13 protein-coding genes are annotated in these 12,756 nt (G+C 48.9%); 9 read left to right on the top strand and 4 right to left on the bottom strand.

The features are described 5' to 3' along the window. Positions 1–52: 52 nt before the first annotated feature. Positions 53–646 carry an acyl carrier protein phosphodiesterase gene (locus L2712_RS07500; RefSeq protein ID WP_088904412.1) on the bottom strand — a complete coding sequence of 198 codons (594 nt, stop codon included), beginning with the start codon at positions 644–646 and terminating at the stop codon, positions 53–55. 165 nt (positions 647–811) lie between these two features. Here L2712_RS07500 and L2712_RS07495 point away from each other — a divergent pair, with 165 nt between their 5' ends. The 9 genes from L2712_RS07495 (at position 812) to L2712_RS07455 (ending at position 8,664) form a co-directional block, all read left to right on the top strand. Then, complete coding sequence (locus L2712_RS07495) at positions 812–973, top strand: hypothetical protein (protein WP_248977375.1); 162 nt, start codon at positions 812–814, stop codon at positions 971–973. A 71-nt stretch (positions 974–1,044) separates the two neighbouring features. After that, positions 1,045–2,082, top strand: coding sequence for a tRNA preQ1(34) S-adenosylmethionine ribosyltransferase-isomerase QueA (queA, locus tag L2712_RS07490; RefSeq protein ID WP_248977374.1), 1,038 nt, complete (start codon positions 1,045–1,047; stop codon positions 2,080–2,082). A gap of 168 nt (positions 2,083–2,250) precedes the next feature. Next, complete coding sequence (gene tgt / locus L2712_RS07485; protein WP_033539155.1) at positions 2,251–3,375, top strand: tRNA guanosine(34) transglycosylase Tgt; 1,125 nt, start codon at positions 2,251–2,253, stop codon at positions 3,373–3,375. Between the two features lie 26 nt (positions 3,376–3,401). After that, positions 3,402–3,734: a preprotein translocase subunit YajC gene (gene yajC / locus L2712_RS07480; protein WP_033539156.1), complete on the top strand. Its 333-nt coding sequence runs from the start codon at positions 3,402–3,404 to the stop codon at positions 3,732–3,734. Between the two features lie 40 nt (positions 3,735–3,774). After that, positions 3,775–5,625, top strand: a complete 1,851-nt coding sequence (gene secD, locus L2712_RS07475) for a protein translocase subunit SecD (protein ID WP_033539157.1) — start codon at positions 3,775–3,777, stop codon at positions 5,623–5,625. Between the two features lie 13 nt (positions 5,626–5,638). Then, positions 5,639–6,586 carry a protein translocase subunit SecF gene (gene secF, locus L2712_RS07470; RefSeq protein WP_248977373.1) on the top strand — a complete coding sequence of 316 codons (948 nt, stop codon included), beginning with the start codon at positions 5,639–5,641 and terminating at the stop codon, positions 6,584–6,586. Positions 6,587–6,758: 172 nt separating this feature from the next. Next, positions 6,759–7,076 (top strand): putative signal transducing protein, encoded by a 318-nt coding sequence (locus L2712_RS07465; protein WP_033539159.1) that lies wholly within the window; start codon positions 6,759–6,761, stop codon positions 7,074–7,076. Between the two features lie 70 nt (positions 7,077–7,146). Next, positions 7,147–8,058, top strand: coding sequence for a precorrin-2 dehydrogenase/sirohydrochlorin ferrochelatase family protein (locus L2712_RS07460; RefSeq protein WP_248977372.1), 912 nt, complete (start codon positions 7,147–7,149; stop codon positions 8,056–8,058). 66 nt (positions 8,059–8,124) lie between these two features. Next, on the top strand, positions 8,125–8,664 hold the full coding sequence (locus L2712_RS07455) for a YaeQ family protein (RefSeq protein WP_033539161.1): 540 nt from the start codon (positions 8,125–8,127) through the stop codon (positions 8,662–8,664). A gap of 75 nt (positions 8,665–8,739) precedes the next feature. On the opposite strand, the gene L2712_RS07450 is transcribed toward L2712_RS07455, so the two are convergent. From L2712_RS07450 to L2712_RS07440, 3 genes are all read right to left on the bottom strand, one after another. Continuing rightward, on the bottom strand, positions 8,740–10,176 hold the full coding sequence (locus L2712_RS07450; protein WP_033539162.1) for a carbon starvation CstA family protein: 1,437 nt from the start codon (positions 10,174–10,176) through the stop codon (positions 8,740–8,742). Between the two features lie 119 nt (positions 10,177–10,295). After that, a complete protein-coding gene (gene btsR / locus L2712_RS07445; protein WP_248977371.1) occupies positions 10,296–11,006 on the bottom strand; it encodes a two-component system response regulator BtsR in 711 nt (236 codons plus the stop codon). Beyond that, the gene (locus tag L2712_RS07440) at positions 11,003–12,700 is read right to left on the bottom strand and encodes a sensor histidine kinase (protein WP_248977370.1); all 1,698 of its coding nucleotides are present in this window, start codon (positions 12,698–12,700) and stop codon (positions 11,003–11,005) included. The genes btsR and L2712_RS07440 overlap by 4 nt, the downstream gene beginning before the upstream one ends. Positions 12,701–12,756 lie beyond the last annotated feature (56 nt).

The following is a 12,756-nucleotide window of genomic DNA, read 5'->3' as shown; positions in this document are numbered from 1 at the left end:
TTATTTAAGGCTGAAGACACTGAAAATGACCTTTTAATTTGTCACATCTGGACTAAAGAAATTCAGGCGGAGTCTGGCGAGTCCAGATGCGGCTGTAGGCCATCAACTGTGGATAGAAGGTGCGAAATGCAATTTCGATCTCCACATCCATGCGTTTAACCGTCTCTACCGCACCATCAAAAATCTCAGGCTTAGAGACTCGTTTGGCCACAGACTTAATGGTTTGATTTAATCCATTGCGTTGCTCATAGGCAATGAGCCAGTTTTCCTGCTGCATCCTGGCGACAAGCTCATTGAGTCGTATGGGGAGATCAGGCGTGTTGGCCATCGCCTGGTAAGCTTGTTTGGCAAAGGCATCCAGTGAGAGGTGATGATACTCTTCCCAATATCTTGCCAGCATATGGTCGAAAGCCAGATCAATCAGGATAGGCGCGGCGCGCTGAAGATTTTTTGGAAAAGCGGCCCTAAGTTCCTTAGTTAACTCGTGATTATCGGTTAGCGAATCTATCTGTCGATGTAGCCAGATCCCCTGCTGCAAACTCTTAGGGTGGTCACTAATATTGCCTTTCGCGAAATCACCGGCGAGATTGGCTGCAAGGCCGGTTTTACTGTTATCTGCCAGATGCAGATGTGCCAAAAAGTTCATTGAGATAAAGTTTAATTGCTTTGTTAAATCACGGTTTTCACGTTATCATGTCAAGAGGTGCGATGAAACCTTTATCTGATTTAATGGCGTTAGCCGATGATAAAAGGATCAACAGGATGTGCACCAAAGCACCCTTCATATTTTTATCGGTTTAAAGGATCAGGGATGATGTGGAACTGGTTAATCAAACGCTTTAGCAGAAATACTCAGTCCCGTCGGCGCCGCGTCGAGGTGGACATTCCTTTCGAGCAACACCGCTACCGTAAAACCAGCGCAGATCTGCAACCCAATATGGCGGTTGTCGACAAAAGGAAGAAGGCTAGCTAAGCCCTGTGTCTTGATCTTATCATCATCTGCCAATAGACTAGCGGCCGATTTATGCTAAGCAGAGACAGACTATGCGCGTTGCCGATTTTTCTTTCGATCTTCCCGATGAGTTGATCGCCAGATACCCTATGCCGAATCGCACGGCTTCTAGATTGTTGACCCTTGACGGCAACACTGGTGCGGTAGAGGACAAGCAATTTACCGATATACTGGAGATGGTCAATCCCGGTGATCTTATGGTGTTTAACAATACCCGAGTGATCCCTGCCCGTGTTTTTGGCCAAAAACAAACCGGTGGTAAGTTGGAAATCCTGGTCGAGCGTATGCTTGATGACAAGCGTATTCTGGCCCATGTGCGTAGCTCTAAATCGCCCAAGCCCGGCACCATCATTTGTCTCGACGGTGGTTATGAGATGACCATGTTGGCGCGCCATGACGCCCTGTTTGAGCTTGAGCTGAACTGTGACTCGACCATACTCGAGGTGCTTGAAGAGGTGGGGCATATGCCATTACCTCCTTATATCGATCGTCCCGATGAAGATGCCGATAAAGAGCGCTACCAGACCGTTTATAACCAAAACCCTGGTGCGGTGGCCGCACCAACGGCGGGGTTGCATTTCGACGATGCCTTGCTTGCGGCGCTTAAAGCGAAAGGTGTGAATACCGCATTCGTGACTCTGCATGTGGGCGCGGGGACTTTCCAACCGGTACGCGTCGACAATATCTTAGATCACCAGATGCACTCTGAGTGGGCCGAGGTTCCTCAGGATGTGGTGGATAGCATAAAAGCAACCAAGGCAGCTGGTCATAGGGTCATTGCCGTGGGAACGACTTCTGTACGTTCTCTGGAAAGTGCTGCCAAGGCCAGCGAAGGTGAACTGCAGGCCTATAGCAATGATACTGATATCTTTATCTACCCAGGTTATGAGTTTCAAATTGTCGATGCCATGGTGACTAACTTTCACCTGCCGGAGTCGACACTTATCATGTTGATCAGTGCCTTTGCCGGTTTTGATGAGGTGAAAAACGCCTATCAGCATGCGATTGCGCAAAAATACCGCTTTTTCAGCTACGGCGATGCCATGTTTGTGACTAAAAAAGCGAACTAGACGGTAATTTTGTTTTAAAATACCCACCCACACATGAGGTGGGTATTTTTTTAGAGATTTTTGGTGATAAGGGTTGATACTGAGTTGTTTGCCCTTATCTCTATTGTTCAGCTGTGCCGATTTTAGCGGCGCGAAAAGAGTCAGACTGTTTCTCTGGCGAGGTTAAAAATGAAATTTGAATTAGATACAACCGATGGTCGTGCACGTCGCGGTCGCCTAGTGTTTGAACGCGGTACGGTAGAAACCCCGGCATTTATGCCTGTGGGCACCTACGGTACGGTGAAAGGCATGACACCAGAAGAAGTTCGCGCCACGGGTGCAGACATTCTGCTGGGTAACACCTTTCACCTTTGGCTACGTCCAGGTGAAGAGATCATGCGCAAGCATGGCGATCTGCATGATTTTATGAATTGGCAGCGTCCTATTTTGACCGATTCGGGTGGATTCCAAGTCTTCAGTCTCGGCGATATTCGTAAGATCACCGAAGAGGGGGTGCATTTCCGCTCGCCAATCAACGGTGAAAAAATCTTCATGGACGCGGAAAAATCTATGCAGATCCAAGACTCACTTGGCTCTGACGTAGTAATGATCTTCGATGAGTGTACGCCTTACCCGGCGACTCACGACGAAGCGCGTAAGTCGATGCAGATGTCACTGCGTTGGGCGCAGCGTTCACGGGATGAGTTTGACCGCTTAGAGAATCCGAATTCGCTGTTTGGCATCATTCAGGGCAGTGTTTACGAAGATTTGCGTGACGAAAGCCTTAAGGGCTTGCTAGAAATTGGTTTTGACGGCTATGCCGTTGGTGGCTTAGCAGTTGGGGAGCCAAAGGAAGATATGCATCGTGTACTCGAGCATGTTTGCCCGCAGATCCCGGCTGATAAGCCGCGTTACTTGATGGGGGTAGGTAAACCGGAAGATCTTGTTGAAGGTGTACGTAGAGGGGTTGATATGTTCGATTGTGTCATGCCAACACGTAATGCTCGAAACGGTCATCTGTTTACCAGTGAAGGTGTTATCAAGATCCGCAATGCGCGTCATCGCGATGATACTTCACCACTCGATGCTAAGTGTGATTGCTACACCTGTAAGAACTATTCTCGGGCGTATCTATACCATTTAGATCGTTGTAATGAAATTTTAGGTGCACGTTTAAACACCATCCACAACCTGCGTTACTACCAAATGTTGATGGAAGGTTTGCGTGGTGCAATCGAGACAGGTACATTAGACGCCTTTGTTGAGGAGTTCTATACCAGTCAAGGTCGCGAAGTCCCTAAGTTATCCGATTAATTTACTGCTAATAAGAAGAGAGAAATATGTTCATTTCAAATGCATACGCAGCCGATGCGCCAGTTAATGGCGCGGGTGGTACCATGGAATTGGTTTTCATGTTGGTCATCTTTGGCCTGATCTTTTACTTCATGATTTTCCGTCCGCAATCTAAGCGTGTAAAAGAACATAAGAACCTGATGAGCTCATTGAGCAAAGGTGATGAAGTGCTCACCAGTGGTGGGATCTTGGGTAAGATCGCCAAGATCAGCGATGACAACGATTATGTGTTACTGACGATCAACGAAACTTCAGAAATCACTATTAAGAAGGATTACATAGCGGCTGTTTTGCCTAAAGGGTCTATTAAGTCACTTTAAGTTAAAAAATTAAGTCACTTTAAGCCAAGAGGGCGATGGTGTGTTAAATAAATACCCAATGTGGAAGAACCTGATGGTGATAATTATTATCGCTGTCGGGGCCTTCTACGCAATACCAAATTTATTTGGTGAAGATCACGCAGTGCAGGTCGTGGCGACCCGTGGTGCGGAAGTTACTGCATCGACTCAGACTCAAGTCATCGATACCCTGTCTGAAAAAGGGATTGCTGTTAAGCGTTCTGAGTTGGAAAATGGTCAGCTATTGGTGCGTGTTGCCGATGCGGATCAACAGTTACTGGCGAAAGAAGCGATTGCCGAGTCTCTCGGTGAAAAATATACCGTGGCGTTAAACCTGGCGCCGGCCACGCCTCAGTGGTTGGAGTCTATGGGCGGCAGCCCGATGAAGCTAGGTCTCGACCTTCGTGGTGGTGTACATTTCTTGATGGAAGTGGACATGAGCGAAGCGATTCGTAAGATGACCGAAGCCAAAATTGCCGATTTCAGAACCGATCTTCGTGGTGAAAAAATTCGTTATGCGGGCATTCGCAATACCCCTAAAGGGATTGAGATTAAGTTCCGAGATGCCGAGAATCTTGCTAAGGCGGAACGGTTCCTAAAGACGCGTACTAACGAAATGGTGTTCCTCGATGCCACCTCTGGTAGCAATTACGTGCTGCTGGCGAACATGAGTGATATTTACCTCAAGCAGGTGAAAGAGGAAGCGCTACAGCAAAACATCACTACTTTGCGTAATCGTGTAAACGAGTTGGGTGTTGCCGAGCCAGTGGTTCAGCGCCAAGGTGCAGAGCGCATCATCGTCGAGCTACCAGGTGTACAAGATACGGCGCGAGCTAAAGATATTTTGGGCGCTACAGCTTCGATTGAGTTCCATATGGTCGATGAGAAGGCTGACGCAGCAGCAATTGCTTCTGGTCGTGTTTCGCCAGGTTCAGAGATCTATGAGCGTCGCCAGGGCGGCAAAGTGGCTCTGTATAAAGAAGTGATGCTCACGGGCGATCATATCCAAGGTGCGCAGCCAACCTTCGATGAATATAGCCGTCCTCAAGTTGCTATTAACTTGGATGCTAAAGGTGGCTCTATCTTCTCGAACGTGACCAAAGACAATATCGGTAAGCCGATGGCGACTCTGTTCATCGAGTACAAGGATAATGGTGCCAAGAACCCTGATGGCAGCGTGAAAATGGATAAGATCGAAGAGGTGATCTCGGTCGCAACCATTCAGGCTCGCTTAGGGCGAAACTTTGTCATCACAGGCCTTGATCATTCAGAAGCGCAAAACCTAGCTTTACTGCTTCGTGCCGGTGCCCTGATTGCGCCAGTTTCTATCGTCGAAGAACGTACCATTGGTCCGAGCTTAGGTGCCGAAAACATTGAAAACGGTATGCAGGCGATGATCTGGGGGATGGCAGTTGTCCTTATTTTCATGTTGGTTTACTACCGTGGTTTTGGTCTTATCGCTAACCTGGCGCTGACCGCTAACCTGGTGATGGTGGTAGGGGTGATGTCTATGATCCCTGGCGCTGTACTAACGCTACCGGGTATCGCAGGTATGGTATTAACTGTCGGTATGGCGGTTGATGGTAACGTACTGATTTATGAGCGTATTCGTGAAGAGCTTCGTGCTGGGCGTAGTGTTCAGCAGGCGATTCATGAAGGCTATGGTAATGCGTTTTCGACCATCGCCGATGCTAACATCACGACCTTTATGACAGCCTTGATTCTATTTGCCGTGGGCACAGGCGCCGTAAAAGGCTTCGCCGTGACACTCATGATAGGTATCGCCACCTCAATGTTTACCTCCATCGTGGGTACTCGCTCGATAGTGAATGCTATCTGGGGCGGTAAGCGCGTGAAGAAACTGTCTATTTAAGGGGAAGTTGACCATGTACCAGATTTTATCAATTAAAGGCACGATCAACTTCCTGCGTCACGCTGTAGCCATAAGCGGCTTATCACTGTTTTTGGTGCTCGCTTCGCTAGGTTCTTTGGCGGTGAAAGGAATTAACTGGGGACTCGATTTTACCGGCGGTACCGTCGTTGAGATGGAGTTTACCAATCCTGTTGATCTTAACCTGCTCCGTTCAGCCCTGACCACTGATGAGACAGATGGCGCCGTGGTGCAGAACTTTGGTTCGAGCCGCGATGTGTTGATTCGACTACCAGTTAAAGAGGGTGTGAAGAGCGACCTACAGGTTGAACATGTGATGGAAGCGGCTGCTGAGGTCGATCCTAGTGTTATGCAAAAGCGTGTTGAATTTGTTGGACCTCAAGTGGGTAAGGAGTTAGCAGAGCAGGGTGGCCTAGCGGTATTGGTTGCGCTTATCTGTATTCTTATCTATGTCTCTTTCCGTTTCGAGTGGCGTTTGGCGTTGGGCTCTGTGGCGGCATTGGCGCACGACGTGATCATCACTCTTGGTGTTTTCTCTCTGTTCCAACTTGAGTTCGACCTGACGGTATTGGCAGGGGTGTTGACGGTTGTGGGTTACTCGCTCAACGATACCATCGTTGTGTTTGACCGTATCCGTGAAAACTTCCTTAAGATGCGTAAGGGGACGCCAGAAGAGATTGTGAATACCTCAATCACCCAGACCATGAGTCGTACCATTATCACAACAGGTACAACCCTGGTTGTGGTGGTGGCCCTATTCCTTAAGGGGGGCACCATGATCCATGGTTTTGCAACGGCATTGTTGATGGGTATCTTTGTGGGTACTTTCTCTTCTATTTATGTGGCGAGTTTCCTAGCGATTAAACTGGGTATCAATCGTGAACATATGATGCCAGTTGAGATTGAAAAAGAAGGCGCCGATCAAGATGCGCTGATGCCTTAGTCTTAAGTGCACTTGTTATCTTGCTAAAAAAGCCACGTTATCGTGGCTTTTTTATTGCCAATTTGGCCGGATTCCGCCTCGACAATCAATAAGCTTTAAGGCTAGGATGTTGAGCGATTGATCAAAACACCTGATAATTTGCCAGTAGAGCAAGAGCAGTAGGGGATAATACATGGAAGAGCGCAGTAAGATGGTGGCCGGCGGAAACCTGTTACAGGCCCATGCCTGGAAAGGAATGTTAGAGGCCTGTGGTATTGGCGTCGAGCTTAAGGGCGAAGCCCTCCTCGGGGGGATTGGCGAGCTGCCGGTTGATCTGCAAGATGTCGAGCTCTGGGTGGCCGAGTCACAATATGAGGCGGCCAGGGCTCAACTAGAGACGCTTAATAGCGAGAGTCCTAAGTGGCAATGTGTTAAATGCCATGAGATGAATGAAGGAAATTTCGAGCTATGTTGGCATTGCAGCGCCGAGCGAAGCGAGCAGCTTAGCTAGTAGTGCTTGCCGCTCGATAAGCCTTACTTTACTCTTGTCCTATCCTTATTCGAGACAAGTCACTTAGACTATGCAATATTTCCCTATTTTCGCCCAAGCCGATGGGTTGAAAATCCTGATGATTGGTGCTGGCGAGGTGGCCAGTCGTAAACTTGAGCTGCTAACGCGCACCCAGGCCCATATTCATGTGATTGCCCCAGATGTCTGTGATGTCGTGATGTCGATGGCGAATCAGGGACAGATAGCCTTGGAGCAGCGATTTGCTGAACTCGATGACCTTCAAGGCATAGATCTTCTCTATATGGCCACGGCAGATGATGAGTTAAATCGTCAGTTTGCCCTGCAAGCTAAGACACTTGGACTCTGGGTCAATGTCGTCGATGCTCCCAAGCTATGTAATTTCATCACACCTGCTATCGTCGATAGAGGGCGGTTACAGGTTGCCATCAGCACCAGTGGCGCGGCGCCAGTCTTTGCCCGCGAACTAAGAGCCCGCCTGGAAACTTGGCTGCCAGAGTCATTAAGTGACCTATTTGATTTTATTGCTGCTAAGCGTGTTGAGGTGCAACAGCGTCTGCCTGTGTTCAGTCAGCGTAAGGTTTTTTGGGAGCAATTTTTCCGCTTAAACGGTGACAGATACGACGGCTATACCCCCAAGTATTTCGAACAGGCCTTCGAGAGTCTTGAGGCCAGCGGTGAGCTGCTACTCGTTGAAGAACATACTCCTATCGATCTGCTACCTTTAGCGGCGGTGCCTATGATGCAGCGCCTTGATTGGATCTGTAGCGATCTCAGCTTGCCAGAGCGTCTATCAGAGCTGGTAAGACGCGATGCGGGTCGTATGTCTTTAGTCGCGATGAGCGAGTTAGCTCTGAAATTAGATAAGGGGGAGCGCTTGCTTGTTTATGGCAGCAGCTCATTTGTCGCGCAGCTTAAGGCGCACTTTCCTATGGCGAAGCATCTGCGACCCGGCGCACTTTAACGCCTTTTGCTCACAAGTCGCCTAAATAGGGTAAACTAGGCGCTTTATTCATAACGACTGAGCATTATGGCGCCCAAAGCAACCGTTTATAAAGTGCAACTGCAGATTGCTGACATGGATCGTGGCTACTATCAAGATCACTCTTTAACTCTTTCTCAACACCCGTCGGAAACAGATGCCCGCATGATGGTCAGGCTGCTGGCCTTTGCACTGAATGCCAGCGATACCTTGGCTTTTAGCAAGGGGTTGTGTGTCGAAGGGGAACCCGAGCTATGGCAGAAATCCTTAAGCGATGAGATAGAGCTGTGGATCGAGTTTGGCCAAAGTGATGAGAAGTGGCTGCGTAAGGCGAGCAGTCGCGCCGATAAGGTGCTGCTTTACACCTATGGTGGTCGCGCAGTGCCTATCTGGTGGCAGCAGAATGAGCAAGCCTTAAGTCGTTATCAAAATCTTGAGGTGTGGAATCTTGCCGAAGAGTCAGTCAAGGCGATGGGTGAGATGGTAACGCGTAACATGAGTCTGCAGGTTAACATCAGCGAAGGTGAAGTCTGGCTTTCAAATGACAGTGCCAGTGTTCATATTTGCCCCGAGTGTCTCAAGGGCTAAGCTTGTGTGAGTTGATTTGACCAACAAAAAAAACCAGTCTTGCGACTGGTTTTTTTGTTGGTATAGCCTATTGAATTAAGCTTCTTCTACAAGCTCTTCTTCACCGCGGCCCTTGGTTTTAATGATGATAAGAGCAGCGATCACCAGAGTGCCAACAATGCCAGCAACGGTCGATACAGTCATAGGTAGACCTGCACCCAAGGTGGCTGAGTTAAGCAGGAAGCTGATCACCACTGTCGTCATGAACATGGCCGGTATAGTACAGATCCAGTGCAGTTTGTTATGACGCAGTAGGTAAGCCGAGGCGGTCCAAAGCATCATTACCGCTGTGGTTTGGTTGGCAACACCGAAGTAGCGCCAGATAACACCGAAGTCCACCTGTGTCAGAATCGCACCGATAATAAACAGTGGGATAGCCAGTATCAGACGCTTAGGCAGTGCAGTCTGTGGCATCTTAAAGAACTCAGATAGGATAAGACGCGCTGAGCGGAAAGCAGTATCACCAGAGGTAATAGGCAGTACAATCACACCCAGAATCGCCATGAATCCGCCAACTGCGCCCAGTAGACCCGTTGATGCTTCATACACTACGTTTGCAGGGTTACCCGCCATGCCTGCGTTCAGACCTTCAACACCACCGAAGAATGACAGTGCGATAGCACACCAGATAAGTGCAATCACGCCTTCACCTATCATTGCGCCGTAGAATACGAAGCGACCGTTAGATTCATTTTCAACACAGCGTGCCATCAGTGGTGACTGAGTCGCGTGGAAGCCAGATACGGCGCCACAAGCGATGGTGATGAACAGGGCAGGCCAGAGTGGCATGTCGTTAGGGTTTAGGTTAGACAGGAAGTCACCGGCAGTGAAGCCTGGTAGCAGCGTATGCTCGCTCGATACGATCAGCGCAATGGTAAGACCTACAGACATGAACAGCAGCAGGGCACCGAAGAATGGATAGAGGCGACCGATGATCTTATCGACAGGTACGATAGTAGCAATAAGGTAGTAGGCAAAGATAACGCCTAGGAAGATGCTGACATCCCAACCTGTAAGCTTGCCTAATAGGCCAGCAGGTGCCGAGATGAAGACAACACCCACAAGCAACAGGAGTATGATGGCAAACACGTTCATGAAGTGTTTTGCACTTTTACCCAGATACTTGCCGGCAAGATTAGGCACAGATTGACCATTGTTGCGCACCGACAGCATACCCGAGAAATAGTCGTGCACTGCACCGGCGAAGATACAACCGATAACAATCCATAACATAGCTGCTGGGCCATATAGCGCACCTAAGATAGGGCCGAAGATAGGACCTACACCAGCAATGTTAAGCAGTTGGATAAGATAGACCTTGCCTTTAGACATAGGCACATAATCAACGCCGTCAGTCTTAGTAAAAGCCGGGGTTTGGCGAGCGGTATTGATACCGAACACCTTTTCAACAAACTTGCCATAGATGAAGTATCCACCGAGTAGCAGGCCGACACACATTAGAAACCACATCATAATAAGTACTCCCATTTAAAGTTAACAAGAGTGTAACCTGTCGGTAATTTAAGGAAACCGACATTTAGGTGAGTGGTCGAATAAACAGATTAAGCGGTTATTTCAGGACCGTAACGGTATTAGTGAAAGCCGAAGAGTTGTTTGAGTGGTTTAAGAAAGCGTCTGGATACTGGCACTGTCTTACCTGAGTGGGTGAGCACTTCGGCACCATTTTCTAAGATGACGATCTCGCTGATGGCTTGGGGGGATACCAGGTATTGCTTGTGGCAGCGTACCAGATCCGTTTTCTCCTCTAATACCTTGAGGGTCAGATGGGTATGAACCTGCTCGTGGCCTGTATTGACATGGATACCGCTAAGATCGCTAAAGGCGAACTCCACCTCTTCGACATTGATCACCTTGAGGCGATTGCCGCAGTAGCAGGGAACATGTTCAAGCTGTGTGGGTAACACCGCATCAAGGGGTTGTTGGTGAAGATCACGGCGAACCCGGGCGATGGTGGTGGCAAGACGGGCCTCATCGACGGGTTTTAGCAGGTAATCGAAGGCGTGGTTGTCGAAGGCTTTGATTGCATATTCATCGAAGGCTGTGACAAATACCACCCTGGGCATGCTGTCGGGGTCGAGCATGGCCACCATTTCCAAGCCTGAGATTTTAGGCATCTGTATATCGACGAAGATCAGTTGAGGCTTGAGTTTGCCTATGGCCTGCATGCCCTCGATGGCGTTGCTGCACTGCCCAATCACCTGTATATCGGGATAGGCAGAGAGTTGATCATCTAAAGCGTCTCGAGCAAAGGGTTCGTCGTCAATTATTAAACAAGTGATCACGCTGTGGGTTCCGTTTGTGCCGCATGGTTCAGCGGCAGAGTAATTATAACCTGAGTAAAACGGTCCTTCTCGCAGTTGATCTTAACGCCATATTGGGGGCCAAATAGGCTCTGGATCCGCTTATGGACGATGGACATACCTAATCCTGAGGTGTCTGTATTGCGTTCCGGCTGATACAGACCTGCATTGTCTTTTACTTCCAATACTAATAAATCTTGCTCTACTCTGCCACTGACCCAGATCTCTCCGGGCTCCAATAGGTGAGAGGTACCGTGTTTTACCGCATTTTCTATAATGGGCTGCAAGGTAAATGCCGGTAGTCGATAGAGGTTTAGGCTCTCTGGAATATCGATATGTACAGTGAGTCTGTCGATAAACCTCGCCTTTTCAATGGTAAGGTAAGCATCGATATGCTCCCGTTCGTCGCTTAAGGTGACCAGACCCGTGGTGCGCTTAAGGTTGATACGCAGAAACTGCGACAGGTGTTGAATGAGCTGTCTTGCCATCAAAGGGTCTTTACCTATGATGGCGGCAATGGTGTTGAGCGCATTAAATAGGAAATGGGGATTAACCTGGGCCTGCAGCAGTTTAAGTTCAGCCTGGGTTAGCAGGCTCTGTTGCAGTTCATAGCGGCCGTAGAGAATTTGATTGCTCATTAACCTGGCAATCCCTTCACCCAGAGTGCGATTGATATTGAGAAATAGCTTATTTTTCGGCTCATAGAGCTTGATGGTGCCAATCACCTCAGATTCGCAGCGTAAAGGGATCACTAGGCTGGAGCCCAGCCGGCATTGAGGTGAAATCGAGCAGGCATAGGGGGTCTCGACGCCATCGGCAAACATGACGCAGTTTTGCTCTATTGCATCTTGGGTGATCTTAGATGAAATAGGGGTACCAGGTATATGGTGGTCGTCGCCGATGCCGATAAATGCCAGCAGTTTCTTTCTGTCGGTAATGGCGACTGCGCCGACGTTGGTCTCCTCCAGAATGATCTGGGCAACCTTAGTGCTACTCTCTTGATCGAAGCCTTTAGAGAGAACACCGACACTTCGTTCGGCAATTTTTAGCGCCTTGGTGGAGAAGGCCGATGAGAGCTTGTCGAACATGGTTTTCTGATCCCGCACCATGCTCATGAATAGGGCCGCACCGATAGAGTTCACCAGCAACATAGGTAAAGCGATCTGCTTCACCAGGGCAACGGCATCGACATAGGGCTTAGCGATGGCGAGGATCAGCGCCATCTGTAACAACTCGGCGGAGAAGGTGACTAGGGCAACAACTAGCGGGGCGTATACCATTTCACTGCGGTTTTGTTTACGCAGATAGTAGCCAACGATGCCCGCGGACAGGCCTTCGAGTGTGGTGGAGATGGCGCAGGCCAGATCGGTAAAACCGCCCATACTGTATCTGTGTAATCCGCCGGTGAGCCCCACCAGAAAACCGGTAACCGGCCCGCCAAGTAGCCCACCTAATACGGCGCCCATGGCACGGGTGTTGGCGATGGCATCGTTGGTTTGCTCACCAAAATAGGTGGCCATGATACAAAACCCTGAAAATATCAAATAGATATATATCTTATGGGGCAGGCGAGTTGCGGTTTCGGCAAACAACTTAAAGAATGGGGTTTTACTCAATAGGTAGACAATGACCAGATAGAAGCACATCTGTTGGGTGAGTAATAGGATAAGCGGCATAGGGACAATAATACTCGTTTAGATGAGAGGCCATAGTGAGAGCAGCATAGCATCCA

The sequence above is a fragment of the Shewanella marisflavi genome, from assembly GCF_023283925.1.
Taxonomy (GTDB): domain Bacteria; phylum Pseudomonadota; class Gammaproteobacteria; order Enterobacterales; family Shewanellaceae; genus Shewanella; species Shewanella marisflavi.
Note: the sequence above shows the minus strand (reverse complement) of the source record. Positions and strands in the feature narration are given on the sequence as shown.